Raw genomic sequence first — 18372 nt, forward strand, 5'->3', positions numbered from 1 at the left:
GGCGGCGTCGGTCTCGGCGTTCTTGGCGCGGAGGAAGTCGTAGATGCCCCCGATGTATTCGCGCACGCGGCCGCCGCCGAACTCGTAGACCTTGGTGACCAGACCGTCCAGGAAGTCGCGGTCGTGGCTTACGACGATGACGGTGCCTTCGAACGAGGCGATGGCCTCCTTCAGCACGTCTTTGGAGCGCATGTCCAGATGATTGGTGGGCTCGTCCAGGATGAGGAAGTTGACCGGCTGCAGCAGGAGTTTAATCATGGCCAGGCGGGTGCGTTCGCCGCCGCTCAGCACGCGGACCTTCTTCTCCGAGGCTTCGCCGCCGAACATGAAGGCCCCGAGGATGTCGCGTATCTTCAGACGGATGTCGCCGGTGGCTACGCGGTCGATGGTGTCGAACACAGTCAGGTCTTCGTCCAGCAGTTGCGCCTGATTCTGGGCGAAGTAGCCAATCTGGACGTTGTGGCCCAGGGTCAGGCGTCCCGTGTAGTCCGTCACTTCACCCAGGATGCACTTCACCAACGTCGATTTGCCCTCGCCGTTCCGGCCCACGAAGGCCACCTTCTCGCCGCGGCGGATGGTCATGTCCACGTGGCTGAACACCGTGTGCGCGCCGTATGCCTTGCCCACATCCTCGCAGATGACGGGGAAGTTGCCCGAACGTGACGAGCAGGTGAACTTCAGCCTGAGCGTCGACGTGTCTTCTTCGTCCACCTCCACACGCTCCAGCTTCTCCAGTTGCTTGATACGGCTCTGCACCTGCACGGCCTTCGTGGCCTTGTAGCGGAAACGCTCGATGAAGGCCTCCGTGTCCTCTATCTGCCGCTGCTGGTTCTCCCAGGCCCTGAGCTGCTGCTCCCTGCGTTCCTGGCGCAGCCGGACGAACTCGTCATACTTCACCCGGTAGTCGTAGATGCGTCCGCAGGAGATTTCGATGGTGCGGGTAGTCACGTTGTTGAGGAAGGCTCGGTCGTGGCTGACCAGGACGACGGCGTTGGCCCGTGTGGCCAGGAACTGCTCCAACCACTGTATCGACTCGATGTCCAGGTGGTTGGTCGGCTCGTCCAGCAGGAGCACGTCGGGCCTGCGCAAGAGGAGCTTGGCCAGCTCGATGCGCATGCGCCATCCGCCGGAGAACTCGCTCGTGGGCCGGTCGAAGTCTGCGCGGCCGAAGCCCAGCCCCTGGAGCGTGCGCTCCGTCTCCGCCCGGTAGTTGTCACCCCCCATCAGGTTGTAGCGGTCGGTCTCATGCGTGAACTGCTCAATCAGCTTCTGGTACTCCGCCGACTCGTAGTCCGTACGCTCGGCCAGCTCTTGGTTCAGGCGTGCGATGCGGTCACGCAGCTCGTGGATGTGTGCGAAAGCCAGTTCGGCCTCCTGCATCACCGTCCGCTCATCGCTCAGCACCATCACCTGGGGCAGATAGCCTACGGTGCACTCGCGCGGCACGCTGACCGTGCCCGTCGTGGGCGGCTGCAGTCCGGCCAATATCTTGAGCATGGTGGACTTGCCGGCCCCGTTCTTGCCCACCAGGGCGATGCGGTCCTTACGGTTGATGACGAAGCTCACGTCCTGGAACAGCGGCGTGGCATTGAACTCTACGGATAGGGCGTCTACTGAAATCATACTTCTGCTTCACTTAAAGTCTCTTTATCGGCCGCAAAGGTAGTGAATTTCCGCCAAAACCCGTATCTTTGCACCGATAACCCTCGAACTACACATTATATTATATACCTATGAGCAAAGAAAAAATCATCCTGACCGGCGACCGCCCCACCGGGCGCCTGCACATCGGCCACTACGTGGGCTCGCTGCGCCGCCGTGTCGAACTTCAGAACGCCGGAGACTACCAGAAGATGTTCGTCTTCATTGCCGACGCCCAGGCGCTGACCGATAACATGGACACACCCGAGAAAGTAAGGCAGAACGTTGTCGAAGTCGCCCTCGACTACCTGGCATGCGGGCTCGACCCCGCCCGCTGCACCCTGTTCATACAGTCGCAGATACCCGAGCTTTGCGAGCTGACATTCTACTACATGGACCTCGTCACCGTCTCGCGTCTGCAACGCAATCCCACGGTGAAGACCGAAATCCAGATGCGCAACTTCGAGGCCAGCATCCCCGTGGGTTTCTTCACCTACCCCATCAGTCAGGCAGCCGACATCACCGCGTTCCGCGCGACCACCGTCCCCGTGGGCGAAGACCAGGAACCCATGCTGGAGCAGGCCCGCGAAATCGTGCGCCGCTTCAACCACATCTACGGTGAAACACTGGTCGAACCCGAAATCTTGCTGCCGGACAACGCCGCCTGTCTGCGCCTGCCAGGCACCGACGGAAAGGCCAAGATGAGCAAGAGTCTGGGCAACTGCATCTACCTGAGCGACGACGCCGACACCGTAGCGCAGAAGATTAAGACCATGTACACCGACCCCAACCACCTGCGTGTGCAAGACCCGGGCCAGGTCGAGGGCAACCCCGTCTTCACCTACCTCGACGCCTTCTGCCGCCCCGAACACTTCGGACGCTACCTGCCCGACTATCCCGACCTGGCAGAGCTGAAGGCACACTACCGCCGCGGCGGACTGGGCGACGTCAAGGTCAAGAAGTTCCTGACCGCCATCATGCAAGAGACGCTGGAGCCTATCCGCACGCGTCGCCGCGAGTTCGAGCAGGACATACCCGCCATCTACGCCATGCTGAAGCAGGGCTGCGAACAGGCACGCGAGGCCGCCGCACAGACGCTGGACGACGTGCGCCGCGCCATGAAAATCAACTACTTCGACGACGAGGAGCTGATAGCCGAACAGACCAAGCGCTTCGCCACGCAGGCTCGAGGGTGACCGTACGTAAGGACAGGGCACGCAGATAACACAGATGGGGCTGATGACCGCGGATATATTTGACTATAAGTCAACGGAACAATATACCTTCTGCGGTCATCAGCCCAGTCTGTGTCATCTGCGTGCCCTATCACCCTTTCGGTTCAAGCGAACCGGCGTTCAATCTCCTCCTCCTTCACCGTGACCAGCACCGTCCGTCCGTCCGGCGTCACGCCCGGACTCTGGCAGGCAAAGAGACTATCCACCAGGTTGGCCATCTCCTCCTCACTCAGCACCTGGCCATACACAATGGCCGCCGAGCGCGCCAAGGTCAGGGCCAAGACAGCCTGCACCTCCTCGCGCACGTCGCCCCCCTTCTCCATGGCCGTATGCACCATGTTCCTGATTAGCTCCACCGGACTCAGGCCTTCGATGCCCTCCGGCACCCCGTTGACGGCATAACTTCCCCCGCCCAGTGGCGAGAGGTCGAAGCCCACGGCCGTCAGGTCGTCCGTCAGCGTGTCCAGCACCGCCGCCTCCGACGCCGGCAGCTCCAGCACCTCGGGAAACAGTACCCCCTGCGCCACACCATGACGGGTCCTTATCTGCTCCATATAGCGGTCGAAAAGCACCCGCACGTGTGCCCGGTGCTGGTCAATCAACATCAAGCCCGACTTCACGGACGTCAGGATGAAACGCCCCTTCAACTGGAAGTGCTTGCCACCTTTCTCCACGGGCACCTCCTCCGCGCCCAGCCCCAAGGCCAGCTCCTCCTCGTCCGGCAGCTCCTCCGGCTCGTTCATCTTGCTGGCCTTCGGTATGCCCGCATACAAAGCCTCCCAGTCGGCCGTGGCCGTGCGCCGCGACGGCTGCCCGCCTCCCCGGCGGAAAGGGTCGAACTGCGCATCATAGTGCACCTGCGGTGCCTCCGACGGTGCCGACGACTCAAACGCGGGCAAGTCCGGCATGTCCTCCGTATCAAAGTCGATGGACGGGACGGCACTGAACCTGCCCAGCGACTCCTTCACCGCCGCCGCCAGGATTTGCCAGATGGCCTGCTCGTTCTCGAACTTTATCTCCGTCTTTGTCGGGTGTATGTTCACGTCGATATTCGCAGGGTCCACCTCGAAATACACGAAGTACGACACCTGCTCGCCCTCGGGAATCAGGTGCTCGTAAGCATCCATCACAGCCTTGTGGAAATACGGGTGCCGCATGTACCGCCCGTTGACGAAGAAGTACTGGTGCGCCCCTTTCTTGCGGGCCGTCTCGGGCTTGGCCACGAAGCCGCTTATCTTGACCAGCGTCGTGTCCACCTCCAGCGTGAGCAACTGGGCGTTCATCTTCTTGCCGAACACCGCCATCACCCGTTGGCGCAGCGGCATGACAGGCAGGTTGAACAGCTCTGCATCGTTGTGATAGAGGTAGAAAGCCACGTCCGGATGCACCAGCGCGATGCGTTCGAACTCGGCCAGTATGTTACTGAGTTCCGTCGAGTTAGCCTTCAGGAACTTCCGCCGCGCAGGCACGTTGAAAAAGAGGTTCTTCACCAGGAAGTTACTCCCCTTCGGACACGAGACCGGCTCCTGGCTCTCCACCTTCGAACCGGCCAGCAGCAGACGGGTGCCCAGCTCGTCGTCGGGCCGGCGCGTCTTCAGCTCCACCTCGGCCACGGCGGCAATCGAAGCCAGCGCCTCGCCGCGGAAGCCCATCGTGTGTAAGGAAAACAAATCGGCCGCTTCGCGTATCTTCGACGTAGCATGCCGCTCGAAAGACAGGCGGGCGTCTGTCTCCGACATACCCTTCCCGTCGTCTATCACCTGGATAGAAGTCTTGCCGGCATCAGCCACCAGCACATGTATCTCGTGCGCTTCGGCGTCGATGGCATTCTCCACCAACTCTTTGACAACCGAAGCCGGGCGTTGTATGACCTCCCCGGCAGCAATCTGATTGGCCACCGAGTCGGGCAGCAAATGAATGATATCGCTCATACTAATCTCCTATGTTGTTACTCTGTATCTTACATCAATCCCCGTTCCAGGGCATACCACAAGCATGCCAACAGGCCCAGGAGCACCAAGAGGACAGCCACCGGCCAGGGACGGGTCCCCGCCTGCCTGCGCCGCCTCAGGTGCGTGGCATGTTCCAGGAATTTGCCGCGTATGTCCTCGGGCACGACGGGCTTCCCGGCATCCAAGCCCAGCTCCCGCCTGGCCTCCCGCACCATCTGCTCCCTCCTTTCTTTCCGCTCGTCCACGTAGATGTAAGGATGGTGGAAGCGCCGCGGTTTCCTCGTAGCAAACAACCCCATGGGCACACCTCACTTCTTCTGCCGCTCGATGTGCATCTCGCGCGGGGAGAGCACCGGTCCACGACTCGAATTCTTCAACACCTGATCGGCCCGCTTGCCCCGCCAGTTAAAGATGTCTTCCTTATTCAACGGACGCACATAGTCGAACCAGACGAAAGACGGCAGTCGCGACTTGTCCGGCGGAATCTGGTCCATGGGATACATCGTACCCGAAGCCTTCCCTATGAACGAGCCACGCTCCATGCGCCTGTCCTTCAGAAACATGCGCAAGAATCCACCTTCCGTGTAGTCCATGCCTATCATCGTCGAGTCCTTCTCGTCCACAGGATAATAGACCACCAGTACATTGCCGTTGACGTCTACCTGGCGCATCTCGCCTCCCCGGAAATAGGCCATCATCTCCTTGCCGGATACTTGGTTGTAATGCACGCTGTCCATCTGTTCCACGGCCAAAGTCTGGTTGATGATATGCGCCCAGTCGATGGTGCTGTCGTTCATATAAACCTTGACCACTTCGCCAAGCAACTGCTGGTTCCCGCTCCACAAGATAGGGTCGCGGTACATCGTCATGCAGGAATCTTTGGAGTTGTAGACCAGCGAGTCGCAGACAGCCTGCACGTTCGTGCGATAGGCACGCACCTTGTAGTAAGCGCGCGTCTCGCGCCACATCGAATCGGTATTCAGGTTATACGTCACCAGCCTCAACGTGTCGGCGTGCATGAAGAGGCTGTCTCCCTGCGAATAATCCACGGCTACGGCACGCTGGGTAGCCACCGCATTGCCGGTCTGTTCATTGTAGAAACAGTAATCGCCGGTCAGCATGTTCCGGTTCAGCGTGTCGTTCAACTGTACGTTGTCAAACGCCTCTCCGTAGCCGGCCAGGCGGTCGTAGAAAAGGCTGTCGCCCGTCAGCTTACGTGCCCCGTTGGTCAGCACCGAGCGGTCCAGAAGTTCTGCCTGCTCGGTGGTGGTGTTATACACGCCGCGCTCGGAATAGATGTGGTTGTTGTCGCTCACGATGTCGGACGGTCCCAGGATGGTTGCCACTTTGGTCAGTGTACTGTATTTCAACGTATCCGAATAAAGTACAAAACGTGGATTCACCAGCTCTACGTCATGGTTGAAAACTGCCAACTTAGTGGCCGGACTGTATTCCCCCCACCAAGAGTTAAGCACGTTGACCGAATCAGCCAGCGTTCCCCCTTCGAAATAGTACCCCAGGTTCCGCACGCGATCGTAGTCCAGGCTGTCGGTCGTCAATTCCGTCTCACGGTTAATCATGCGCACGTTTTCACGCAACATGGCCAGTTGGGAGATGCCGTCGTAATACAGGTAATCGCTGTATATAAACAAGGTGTCCCCCTGCTCCATACGTACGTTGCCGAAAGCTTCCACCGAGTTGATTTTCTCGAATATCAAGGCACTGTCGCACCACATGTACATGCTGTCGTGGCGCAAATGCACCGACCCAATCAGCACTTGCACGTCAGGGCGCATTTCTTTGTCGGCTACGGCTGAATCGGCATAGAGCAAATCCACGCGCGTTTTTTTCTTCTCCGGCTGTCCGTTCTGTGGTTCCTGGGCGCTGAGCCAAGCTATGCCAAACAGGCACAGAATCCCCACCCAGAAGAATCTGTGCCTGTTTGCGCCAGCGATTCTCTTGTCATTCTGTCGCATACCGTCGCTTTATTCCTTGACCCATCCCGGATACTTGAAGTTGCAGTTATGCTTCCAACTATCCTTGATGCGGACGTAGGTTGTTTTCTGTTTTTCGCGTATCCATTTGTCCAACACCTCGGCACGCCGTTTTTCCAAGACGATGTCTTTCAGCCGCTGGTAATCCTCGGAGATGGTTGCCTTATGTCCGTTCACCCTGCTCTTCAGCTTGACGATAACGCAAACTTCTTTGCCCGTGTTCTGAGGAATCATGGTGAAGGCTTCCGATATTTCCCCGACATTCATTTTATCCACTACTTTGGCAATCTCGGGGGGAAGTTCCTGCATCTCGAAACGGGAAGTATTGTTGTTAGGATTGGGCAAGAGGCCGTGATTATTGCGCGTATCCTTGTCGTGCGAAAGCACAGTAGCTGCGTCTTCGAAAGTAAACTTCTCGTTGCGGATGTCGTCGGCAATAGAGTCCAGACGGTTCATGCCGGCTATCAATGCCGAATCAGGGACATGCGGCTTCAGCAAGATATGACGCACACGGATTCGGTCGCCACGTTTTTCCAGCAGTTGGATGATGTGGAATCCGTACTCCGACTCCACTATCTTGGATATTTTGTCGGGCGACTGGAGGTTAAAAGCCACGTTGGCAAAAGCGGGATCCAACTGGCCTCGTCCCATGAAAGGCATCTCGCCACCGTTAATGGCCGTGCCACGGTCTTCGGAATACATACGCGCCAAAGTCGAGAAGCTTGTTTCGCCCTTGTTAATGCGGTCGGTAAACTCACGCAGACGGGCCTTGACGGCTTCTACCTCTTCGATTGGGACACGCGGCTGCTGGGTAATGATTTGGACTTCGACCTGCGTGGGCACGTAAGGGATGCTGTCGGGCGGAAGGTCCTGGAAGTAACGTCTCACTTCGGCAGGCGTCACTTTGACTTCGCCCACCAGCTTCTGCTGCATCTGCTGCACGCGCAATCCGTCGCGCACGTTTTCACGCAGGGTCTCACGAATCTGGCTGGAGGTTTTGTTGAAATATTCCTCCATCTTCTCGCGCGAGCCGATGTTGGCAATGAACTGGTTGGTCTGGAAATCCACCTGGCGAATGACATCATTCTCCGAAACTTCAATACTGTCCAGCTCCGCTTGGTGGAGGAAAAGCTTTTGGACGGCAATCTCCTCGGGAATCACGCAATAGGGGTCTCCATCGAAGCGGCGTCCCTGATAGAGTGCATTCAGGCGTGCCTCCTCTACTTCGGATTTCAAGATGGCTTCATCTCCCACGACCCAGACCACTTCGTCCACCACGTTGTCTTGTGCAGAGAGGGTCTGACCCAGGCAGAGCAGCAACATCATACATAAAACTGTTGTTTTCATTTTCATTCTCAATGTTCTTATACTAATAGTATTTAATCTCGTTCTTTTCCTGCGCATTGCGGTAAAGCTCTTCACGCACCTGGCGAATGTAATCTGTCTGACGAATGTTCAGCAACATGTCTTTGGCCTGTGAACGGGCCATCTCATAAGGTTCTTCTTGCCCGATGGCGCGATAGTCGGTCACGTGCAGGAAGTAACAGAACGCCGAGTCTTGCACTTCCCCATGCCAGCCTTTCCGCCAGTCTCTTTCGCTATCGGTAGTGGCCGGCATCCACTCCAGCACTTCGGACAGCGGACGCCATTTGTCATAAAAGTATTCGTACTTCACGGCGTTACGCAGGCTGTACTTCTCCAGATGCTCTACGGCTTCATGGTCGTCAGAGCGATACCAGCGACGGACATCGGCCAGCCTGGGCGCTTCTAACGGCACTTTGATGAAGAGCCCTTTTATCAGCGGGCGGTCGACCTTAAACTGGTCTGCGTGCTGCCGGTAGTAGGTCTCTATCTCTGCTTCGGTAATGTCGCCAGAGAGTTTTTCGCTAATCAACGCCTGCTGATAGGCATGCATGATGAGCGTTTTCCGATAGGTGGACACCATCTGTTCCAGCGCTTCGTTGTCGGGGATGTTTTCCAGCGCCTTGTCGCAAAAGAGCTGTTCTTCCACCCAGTTCCGCTGATAACGCTCGACGAAGAGCAGGCTGTCTTCGGCCGACAGACCGAGCGGAAGAGCAGCTTGCAGGTCTTCGCGATACAGGAAGTGCCCTTTCACTTCGACCAGCGGCGTCTTTCCTTTGTGGTCGACAAAGGTAGTGCACGCCAAGCAGAACAGGACAGTTCCCGTCATCCCGGCAAGCAGGTTCAGCGGCTTCCTGCAGCTCTTGTTTCGGATATAAGACAGTAGACTCATCTTCTTTATAAGGCTACGAAGATACGGCTTTAATCGGTTGCCTCATTGCTTATTAACGGTTTTTAAAACCTCTTGGTTAATTTCAACCTTCACGGAAGAACGCAACGAACGCATCCAATGTTCCTCCTGGTCAGTGCGATAGTCAGCCAAAAGCCTCTCGAGCACCTCGTGATAGTCGTCGGGGCCTTTCTGTTTCCGCCCCACCAGAACGACGTGCGGATAGTCGGCAGACTGGGGTGCCTTGCCGCGGCGGAAGATGCGCTCGTCCACGTAAGGATTCTGCCCGGGGATGAACGTGCCCTGTTCGGCCTCTACCTGCGTACCATCGCTGTTGAACAGCAAACGGATGGCATCCTGCCAGTCGGCCGGTGGCAATTGTTTCAGCATCTTGCGCACGCGCTTGGCCACACGACGCCCCGTACAACGCAACACAATGCCCCGGAAACGCGGAGCGTCCCAATGATAGCGTGTGCGGTGACGTTCGAAATAAGCAGCCAGTTCAGCTTCCGGCACTTCCTGCTCCAACATGCGGCGGGTAACGGCCCGTGCCAGCAACGTGTCGCGGTGGAATTGCACCGCCAGGCGAAAATCCGGCACGCGATGCTCCAGACTGTCATATTCGGCAAACATGATTGTCCTGACCTGTACGTCGGACAGAGGGGAACGGCTTTTCGGGAAACCATAAGCCTGACGGAGATTTTCGGCCAGGGCACGGGCAGCCTCATCGACACATTGCGGGCAGGCTTGCAACAAAGAGTCGCGGACAGAGGCGAAAGAAGGCACCTCCACCCGCTCCAGCACCTGCACGATGTGCAAGCCGCGAGGCGTGAAAAACGGCTGCGAACATGCACCGGGGCGCAAAGCCAACAGCGTGTCTTGCATCTCCGCACTGGCCTGAATACCATACAACCAGTGCGTCTCCCGGTCATCGGAGAAACGCTCCAACAACGCATCGAACTCACCTGCCCCCTGGCGCTTCAGGACGTCATAAACAGAGTCCATCTGTGCAACGGCATCCCGCAGAGACGCAGGCGTCACATTCTGAGGCAAACGCCTGTATATCTGTTTCATGCGGATACGAGGCCCCAGTTCTTGCAGGTGTTTGTAGCGTCGGAGCAAAGCCCGCGACAAGGCAGCCGAGTCCGTCAGGTAGGTGCGCGACAGGCCGACCCGGTAACGCGCCAGTTCATCGCAAAAAACCCGGGACGTGTCCAGCCCCGCCGCCTCAGCGGCCTGCACCTTCAGGCGGAAGTCGACAAACAGACGGGCCAACTGCCTCAACGAATCCCGGGACAGCCCGTCCGCCCCCTTCCGGCAAGCGAAATACTCGAACTCCGAACGGAGCACCTCGCGCCCCCCTACACGCATCAGCACAGGGTCTTCGCCGGCAAACAAGGCCAGAAACGGGCCCAAACAAACCAACAGGCAGAAATGTTTCAACGTCATTCTATTCATTTCTCAGCACTTCTCGCAAAGCCGTCTGACCAAACCGAACTGCTTACGGGCCACAAGCGTGGCCGCCGTGCGAAAGAAACACGGTTTCCACGTACAACAGCCAAGCGACCTGTTTCTTTCTTCTCAGACGACACAAAAGCCGTGCCAGAGACGGGGCCGAAACCCCGGACTCTCAACACAGCTTTCCATTCATGTTATTATTCGGAACTTTCAAATCCGAAATGTACGTTTCTTATTCCGGACGGCTATAATTAGGAGCCTCGCTCGTAATGGCCACGTCGTGCGGATGACTTTCGCGCACGCCGGCATTCGTGATGCGGGTGAACTTGGCGTTATGCAACTGCTCGATGTCGGCAGCTCCGCAATAACCCATGCCCGAACGCAATCCGCCGACCAACTGGTAAATAACCTCGTAGAGCGTTCCCTTGTAAGGCACCCGTGCCGTAATGCCTTCAGGCACCAATTTCTTGACATCGGTTGTCCCGCTCTGGAAATAGCGGTCTTTCGAGCCATTTTCCATGGCTTCCAGCGAACCCATGCCACGGTAAGACTTAAACTTACGGCCGTTGAAAATGATGGTGTCGCCCGGCGACTCTTCCGTGCCGGCCACCAGCGAACCAATCATCACGCTGTAACCTCCGGCCGCCAAAGCCTTCACCACATCGCCCGAATAGCGCAGACCACCGTCGGCAATCAGAGGCACGCCCGTGCCCTGCAATGCCTTGGCCACGTCATACACAGCCGTCAACTGCGGCACGCCCACTCCGGCAATGACACGCGTCGTACAGATGGAACCCGGGCCGATACCGACTTTCACCGCATCGGCACCTGCATCGACCAATGCCCGGGCTGCTTCGCCCGTAGCCACATTGCCCACGACAATATCAACGTCCGGAAACGCCTGCTTAGCTTCTTTCAGCTTCTCTATGACAAATTTGGAGTGTCCGTGCGCAGTGTCTATCACGATAGCGTCAGCACCCGCGTCGACCAATGCCCGCATACGCTCCAGCGTATCGGCAGTCACGCCTACCCCGGCAGCCACCCGCAGACGGCCCTTGCTGTCCTTGCATGCCATCGGTTTGTCTTTCGCCTTCGTAATGTCCTTATACGTGATAAGGCCCACCAGATGATTGTCCTTATCCACCACAGGCAATTTCTCAATCTTATGTTCCTGCAAGATTTGGGCAGCCGCCTCTAAGTCTGTCGTCTGATTGGTTGTGACAATGTTTTCTTTCGTCATCACCTCATCGATACGCTTGTTCAGGTCGCGCTCGAAACGCAAGTCGCGGTTCGTCACGATACCCACCAGATGCCGCTCGTCATCCACCACGGGAATACCTCCGATTTTATATTCAGCCATCAAAGCCAAAGCATCAGAGACTGTCGAACCGCGATTAATCGTGACCGGGTCGTAAATCATGCCATTCTCGGCACGCTTCACAATGGCCACCTGACGCGCCTGTTCCTCAATCGACATGTTTTTGTGGATAACCCCGATGCCGCCTTCACGGGCGATGGCAATCGCCATTTTCGCTTCGGTAACCGTATCCATGGCTGCCGTTACAAAAGGAATCTTCAATTCAATGTTCCGGGAAAACTTTGTAGTCAGGTTGACTGTTTTGGGAAGAACTTCTGAATAAGCGGGGACCAACAACACATCGTCGTACGTGAGCCCGTCCATTACGATTTTATCTGCAATAAATGACATACGGTATGTACTTTAGGAATTTATTGCGTGCAAAGATACGGCTTTTCTCGCTATGCCGTAACGGCTCTGCCCCGAAAGGAGACGGAAGGCAGCAAACTTTTACTTTTTTTAACGGCATTATATCCTTTCAAGGCAAGGAGCGAGGAAAGGAACGAGTGAAAAAGAGCTGCATGAACATGTGGCAAACTGTGGGCCCAAATGAGGCCATGCAACATGAACCAGAGGAAAGCTTTTACCGGGCTTAGGAGATGGGCAGTAAAATATCCGTATTCCCAACGTTACAAAGACGTTCCTTGTTCGTTCTTTGTTCGTTTCTAAGCACTCGAACTTGGTACGACTTTGGAACGACTTTGGTAGGAATTTGACCCGACGGCGGGATATTCCGGTGCCGACAATAATATTTTCTTACAAACAGAATCTGCGGTTCCCGCTTTCTGGGTACGGGAGTCCATGGGGCAGCGTTTTGCGCAGGATGCCGGCGGCCGTGGGGAAACAGGGAAATGCGGGAAAAAAGGAAGGGTTTTTCGACAAAATAATAGGATAAAACGCAGAATAAGGCAAATTTGAGTATTCTCGCTGACAGTCAGAGAGTTTGACTTTGGATGGAACAAATTGGCATAAGGTCGGGAAAACGGATTTAGGCAGATTGCAGAAATAGATGCACTTCCAAATCATTACCCGACACCTGATGCACATTTAACACTAACGGTCTCTATTTCTGCGTTCTGCGTAGGTTTACATTCTGCCTTTACAACTCCCGTAAACTAATTTTGCACCAAACAAAAAGCAAGGATTATGAGGAGTACATTCAAGACCGTTTTTTATGTAAACGGAAGCAAAGAGAAGAACGGAATTGTTCCCATTATGGGACGGGTTACAATCAACGGGACTATCGCACAGTTCAGTTGCAAACAGAGCATTTCAAAGGAACTTTGGGATGCCAAAGGCAACCGTGCCAAAGGCAAGAGCCGTGAGGCGGTGGCGGTCAATTATGCCCTTGACAACATCAAGGCGCAGATAACGAAGCACTACCAGCGGCTTTCCGACCGTGAGGCGTTTGTCACGGCAGAAATGGTACGCAATGCCTATCAAGGTGTAGGCACGGAGTATGAAACATTGTTGCGTGCCTTTGACAAGGAGAACGAGGCGTTCGCCAAACGGGTGGGCAAAGACCGTTCCAAACGCACATATCTGAAATATGTCATTGTCAGGAGATATGTTGCGGAGTTTATCAAGAAGAAATACAAGCGGACGGACATAGCGATGAACGAACTGACCGAGGACTTCATCCGTGACTACTGCCTGTACCTGCGCAACGAAGTCGGGCTGGAACAATCATCCGTGTGTGTATACTCCATACCGTTGAAACACATCGTCACCGCAGCCCACTATAACGGGAAGATAGCGAGAAACCCGTTTGCGATGTACCATCTTGACCCCGACCACAAGGAGCGTGGCTTTCTCACGGAGGATGAAATTCAGGCGTTGAGTGCAATCAAGCTGGACAATCCCAACTTTGCATTGGCAAGAGACCTGTTCCTGTTCGGTTGTTGGACGGGAATCTCGTTCACGGACATCAAGAACCTGACCACTGACAACATCATTGAAATGAATAGCGCATCGTGGATTGTGTCGAAACGCCAAAAGACGGGCGTACCGTTCCAAATCAAGTTGATGGACATCCCGATGCAAATTATCAAGCGGCATGAAGCGTTCAGGACTGACAAGCGGCTGTTCAATATCGGCTCGCTTGATATGGTGAACAGACGCATCAAAAAAATAGCTAAAAGATGCGGCATAGAAAAGCCGATTTCATTCCACCTGAGAAGACATATTACTTTCTCTTACTCAGTGAAAACAAGAAACTTACAAAGATTGTCAGCTTAACAGGTAACGATTTGGAAACCAGCGGGCTTCTCTATTCTGCAATGTTCTGCATCAATCAAAAGAACGCTTTTCTCATTTGCAAAAGTAGTGTTTTTCTCTTTCATTGCCAAAGTTATTCCTCTGAAAAATAGAGTAAATCAAACATCTTATCATTATTGTACATTTGTTGCACATCTTGCTGATGAAAATCGGTAGTACTGTCTTGCTTTTAATTCCATACCGTTTCCACATCATATTTGAGCCTGCCCGTTTGCGAATAGCTTGTCGGCAGGTTCGCCTGTCTGTGTGCCGACAGGCAGGCACGCCGGCAGACCGGTCGGCAGGCAAGCTGGACGGCAGGCAGGTTGGAGCGCGGGCAGGCTTGCAGGCCAGCGTGCGTATGCCTATATGCTTTTGTTTATTGCACCATTCTTTTGTTGCTTTATTACTACGTTGATAGACGGATGTATTGTACCACCGATTTATATCATTCAAACTCCACCTCTCTAAAGCCACAATCCATTGCTGATACCTTTATTTGAAGTTTCGCTGTTGTAAACCTGCACAACAGCACGACAGCAAACCAGCATATCATTGAAACCATGTTGCTTCCTATCTGCATTGAATTACTTTTTTGGTTGTCGGGTTCTGTTCTTCATTGTTTTAGCAAACTATTGGTTCGCTGAGCTTGTAAACAAGCGAGGCTGTATTTGCCCCAAATAGCATTTCCTTATTGGTCTAATGTCTGTTTTGGCTGTGATTGGCACATATCGACATCGAATTGACACTATTGTTTGTTTCTCAGAAGGATGAAAATCCGGCTTTATTTCCCGTAATCTCAATAAGGTGCAGGCTTGCACACCGCCCTCATTCCCTTTCTTCTTTTGGGCAGCTTAGGCATCGGGAAACGATGCTTTGAAAGCCGAAATAACAGCACAAATTCCAAACCGTTTGCTGACGGATTATTGATTTCACGAGAAATCAGCAAGGTGTCCTTCGAGTTACCCGAAGGCTTTTCGGTTACTGCCGAAAAGTGGCAGCAGCAAGGTATGTTTTGAGTTACTCAAAACCTTTCGAGTTACTCCCCGAAAGCCTTGCCGCTTGGTTGCTCCTCCGAAGTCGGGCAACCTGTTTCTGACCTGCGGTAATCGTGTCTTATTCCTTGTACTTGATGCCATATTGTTTCATCTTGCCGTATAGTGTGGTGCGCCCGATGCCGAGCAGTTCAGCAGCCAGCGAGCGGTTGCCATTCGCTTGCTCCAAAGCACGGATTATCTGCCTCTTTTCCATTTCCACGTTCTTCAAGGACAAGGATGCTTCTCCCGACAGCAGAGGTTCTTCAAAATTCAGTTTGTCAGCCGTTATCGTATTCCCGTTGGTGAACAGCACCGCCGAGCGTACCGTGCCTTTCAGCTCCCTCACATTGCTGCTCCACGGATGGACGAGTATCCGCTTTCTTGCTTCCGCATCAAAGCCTTTCACCTGTTTGCCGAACTCTTTGTTTGCAAGTTCACGGAAGAAGTCTGCGAGCGGCATAATGTCCTCACGACACTCACGCAGCGGCGGTATGTTCAACGTGTATTCCTTAATCCGATGGAACAAGTCCTGACGGAAACGCTTTTCGGTTACTGCTGACTGCATATCCTCGTTGGTAGCGGCAATGATGCGCACGTCAGCTGCCATGTCTTTGTTGCTCCCTACGGGTCTGTACCGTTTGCTTTCCAATGCCCGGAGCATCATCTGTTGTACTTCTAACGACAGGTTGCCTATCTCGTCAAGGAACAGCGTGCCACCGTCGGCTTCTTCCCAATAGCCTTTCCGTTTGGTGTCCGCGCCCGTGAACGCTCCTTTCTCATGTCCGAACAAGGCGGATGCGGCAAGTTCCTTCGACAACAGACCGCAGTCCACCGCCACGAAAGGTTTGTCCGACCGTTTGCTCATCTTATGTATTTCTCGGCAACATCCTTGCCCCGCTTGCTGTTTTTCTATACCTTCGCAAGATAAAAAAACAGAATATGAGCAAATTCAATCCATATATCAAACATATAGATACCCGTACCCTCCAAGAACTGTGCATCCGGTACGGACAGCTTTCCGCCTTCCGAAAAGGCGAGTATTTAATTAGAGAAGGCGATACTTATCCTTATTTTGGCTTTGTCAAGACGGGAATCTTCAAATACGTCAGCGAAAATAAGGCCAAAAACCGTCTGTACAATACAGGCTTTGCTTTCCCCGGCGAGTTTGTCGCCGACTATCCTGCTTGTATCTATGGTATGCGTTCGGAGACCAATGTGCAAGCCTTGACCCGCTGTGAAATCTATCTCTGTCCGGTCGAAAGGCTTACCGCGCTTTGCGATCAACAGCCCGGCATCGCCAGGATTAACGCTGAGCAGCTTTTCCTACAAACTTATTCGCGTTACCTCGATCTTTACCGCCTCACGCCTGAGGAACGCTACCTCCAGTTGCTGGAGCGATGCCCCGATATATTACAATCTGTTCCGCTTCAGGAAATCGCCTCCTACCTGATGATAACGCCCACGCACATGAGCCGCATTCGCCGTAAGCAGTCATTCGGCTGACATCATCTCTCAACATAGGTCGAGAAATCACCACAATGAGAATATCCTTTTCTCAAGCTTCGTATTTTTCACAAAATCATTCCGTACATTTGCCCACAATTCTAGAATCAAATTAATATGAAGACGAAACTTTTCTTGTCATTATTTGCAATCCTCGCCCTGACAGGTTGTCTTGATGACGACACGCCGGAAGATAAAACGGAAACCATGAACGTGGCAATCTCTGCCATGACGTACATTGACAGTCCGGTGATGGTAAACTATCCGATGGAAGGCATGTGGGCGAAAGTCGGAAATGACGCGGACTATCAATTCCTGACCTTTAACGAAATCGAAGGCTTTACGTTCGAGCCGGGTTACACGTATGAATTGCAGGTAGAACGGACGACATTGGGCAATCCTCCTGCCGATGCCAGCATATACACCTACCGGCTTATCGAAGAACTCTCGAAACAGCCTGCCGAATGCACGCGGGAGACCGTCAGCCTATACGTATCTGCCGAGATAGGGAACTACGATTGGGGAATCGCCCAAATCGGAGACGCGCATTGCATGAAAATCCGCGAGTCCGAGAATGAGGATTGGACAAACGTCCCCTTCAACAAAATCATCGGCTTCACCTACGAACAGGGCAACGCCTACGAACTTTCGGTAGAGAAAATCAAGCTCAGTGCCCAACCGACGGACAGCCGTTGCCAAACCACGCAATATGTGCTGAAAGAAATCATTTCGCAGAGCAAATAGCAATCGACAATCCCAATCCGCCCCGACAACCGCCGTCCGAGCCTCTGACAACACAAATCCTACAGGATTGACGCTATCCGAGGCTCCGACAGCACGAATCCTGTAGGATTAGCATCATCCGAGGCTCCGACAGCACAAATCCTGCAGGATTGGCTCCGTCCGAGGCTCCGACAGTACTTATCCTGCAGGATTAGCATCATCCGAGATATTTTTAAGGCAAATCCTATGGGAACGTGGACAGAAAAGGCTATATTTGTGCGGAGAAAAAATATTAACGGTACATTATATGAAGAAAATCAAGAATTACGGGCTGACCGCCCTTCACGTAGAAGAATGTTTCGGTTATCTGAAACAAATAAAAACAGAAACGGCGAACCTGCCTATCGGCGAGGAGACAGGAACCCCAAGCGAGATAAGCCAGCTGTCCGCTACGAATCCCGTGTTGGAGGCAAAGGTTAACGATTTCACCACCGCTGTCGATGCTTTCGACGATGCGTTGAAGGCATCCTCCACGAATCCCGCCACCGCCACGGCGACCGCGACGGATGACGCCCGTGACGCCCGTGACGCATCTTGGCGTGGTGCGAACAATTATGTAACGGCGATGTGCGCCCATCCGACCGCCGAAGTAGCCGCCAATGCCGCCGAAGCGAAATCATTGTTCGACAAGTATGGCGACCCCACGAAGCTGGCGCAGACCGAGGAAAGCGGTGTATTACACAATCTGTTGCAGGCTGTTCTCATCCGTTAAAAGGACGGTTGAACCGCTTAGGAGAGGCAAGGGCATGGGATTATAAACAATACCAACGGAAGAATAGCAAGTTTGTGTTTGGGGCAGACCAAAACCGCTTGCTATCCTCAGTTGGTTGAAACGTCATTTTATTTGTGCCCGAATCCTACTCAAACTTGCCTGTGTGATGCCTAAATAGGTGGCGATACTTCCT

Annotated in this window: 14 protein-coding genes; 5 read left to right on the forward strand and 9 right to left on the reverse strand. The window is 54.2% G+C overall.

All coding sequences use genetic code 11. The features are described from left to right. The coding region (locus M3090_RS14045) for an ABC-F family ATP-binding cassette domain-containing protein (protein ID WP_249057366.1) at positions 1–1623 on the reverse strand (1623 nt) is incomplete at its 3' end. Positions 1624–1733: 110 nt separating this feature from the next. On the opposite strand from M3090_RS14045, the gene trpS reads away from it, so the two are divergent. Beyond that, a complete protein-coding gene (gene trpS, locus M3090_RS14050) occupies positions 1734–2837 on the forward strand; it encodes a tryptophan--tRNA ligase (protein WP_249057368.1) in 1104 nt (367 codons plus the stop codon). Between the two features lie 143 nt (positions 2838–2980). On the opposite strand, the gene mutL is transcribed toward trpS, so the two are convergent. The 7 genes from mutL to guaB all read right to left on the reverse strand — a co-directional run bounded on the left by mutL (position 2981) and on the right by guaB (position 12239). After that, entirely contained in the window at positions 2981–4807 is a 1827-nt protein-coding gene (gene mutL, locus M3090_RS14055; RefSeq protein ID WP_249057369.1) for a DNA mismatch repair endonuclease MutL, read from the reverse strand. A 29-nt stretch (positions 4808–4836) separates the two neighbouring features. Next, entirely contained in the window at positions 4837–5127 is a 291-nt protein-coding gene (locus M3090_RS14060) for a hypothetical protein (RefSeq protein WP_249057371.1), read from the reverse strand. 9 nt (positions 5128–5136) lie between these two features. Beyond that, positions 5137–6804 carry an OstA-like protein gene (locus M3090_RS14065; RefSeq protein WP_249057374.1) on the reverse strand — a complete coding sequence of 556 codons (1668 nt, stop codon included), beginning with the start codon at positions 6802–6804 and terminating at the stop codon, positions 5137–5139. Positions 6805–6813: 9 nt separating this feature from the next. Next, a complete protein-coding gene (locus M3090_RS14070) occupies positions 6814–8175 on the reverse strand; it encodes a peptidylprolyl isomerase (RefSeq protein ID WP_410553270.1) in 1362 nt (453 codons plus the stop codon). Between the two features lie 16 nt (positions 8176–8191). Then, positions 8192–9013: a peptidylprolyl isomerase gene (locus M3090_RS14075; protein ID WP_249057390.1), complete on the reverse strand. Its 822-nt coding sequence runs from the start codon at positions 9011–9013 to the stop codon at positions 8192–8194. A gap of 105 nt (positions 9014–9118) precedes the next feature. Then, positions 9119–10531, reverse strand: coding sequence for a peptidylprolyl isomerase (locus tag M3090_RS14080; protein ID WP_249057378.1), 1413 nt, complete (start codon positions 10529–10531; stop codon positions 9119–9121). Positions 10532–10763: 232 nt separating this feature from the next. Further along, a complete protein-coding gene (guaB, locus tag M3090_RS14085; RefSeq protein ID WP_249057380.1) occupies positions 10764–12239 on the reverse strand; it encodes an IMP dehydrogenase in 1476 nt (491 codons plus the stop codon). Between the two features lie 795 nt (positions 12240–13034). Here guaB and M3090_RS14090 point away from each other — a divergent pair. Then, entirely contained in the window at positions 13035–14126 is a 1092-nt protein-coding gene (locus M3090_RS14090) for a site-specific integrase (protein WP_249057382.1), read from the forward strand. Positions 14127–15260: 1134 nt separating this feature from the next. Here M3090_RS14090 and M3090_RS15940 read toward each other — a convergent pair. Further along, entirely contained in the window at positions 15261–16130 is an 870-nt protein-coding gene (locus M3090_RS15940) for a sigma-54 dependent transcriptional regulator (RefSeq protein ID WP_317239252.1), read from the reverse strand. On the opposite strand from M3090_RS15940, the gene M3090_RS14100 reads away from it, so the two are divergent. From M3090_RS14100 to M3090_RS14110, 3 genes are all read left to right on the forward strand, one after another. After that, a complete protein-coding gene (locus tag M3090_RS14100) occupies positions 16121–16684 on the forward strand; it encodes a Crp/Fnr family transcriptional regulator (protein ID WP_249057386.1) in 564 nt (187 codons plus the stop codon). The two genes, M3090_RS15940 and M3090_RS14100, sit on opposite strands and share 10 nt — an antisense overlap. A gap of 117 nt (positions 16685–16801) precedes the next feature. Beyond that, positions 16802–17428: a DUF4377 domain-containing protein gene (locus tag M3090_RS14105; RefSeq protein WP_249057388.1), complete on the forward strand. Its 627-nt coding sequence runs from the start codon at positions 16802–16804 to the stop codon at positions 17426–17428. Between the two features lie 253 nt (positions 17429–17681). Beyond that, positions 17682–18179: a DUF6261 family protein gene (locus M3090_RS14110; RefSeq protein ID WP_249057389.1), complete on the forward strand. Its 498-nt coding sequence runs from the start codon at positions 17682–17684 to the stop codon at positions 18177–18179. Positions 18180–18372 lie beyond the last annotated feature (193 nt).

The organism is Bacteroides sp. ET71, assembly GCF_023336905.1.
Classification (GTDB): Bacteria; Bacteroidota; Bacteroidia; order Bacteroidales; family Bacteroidaceae; genus Bacteroides.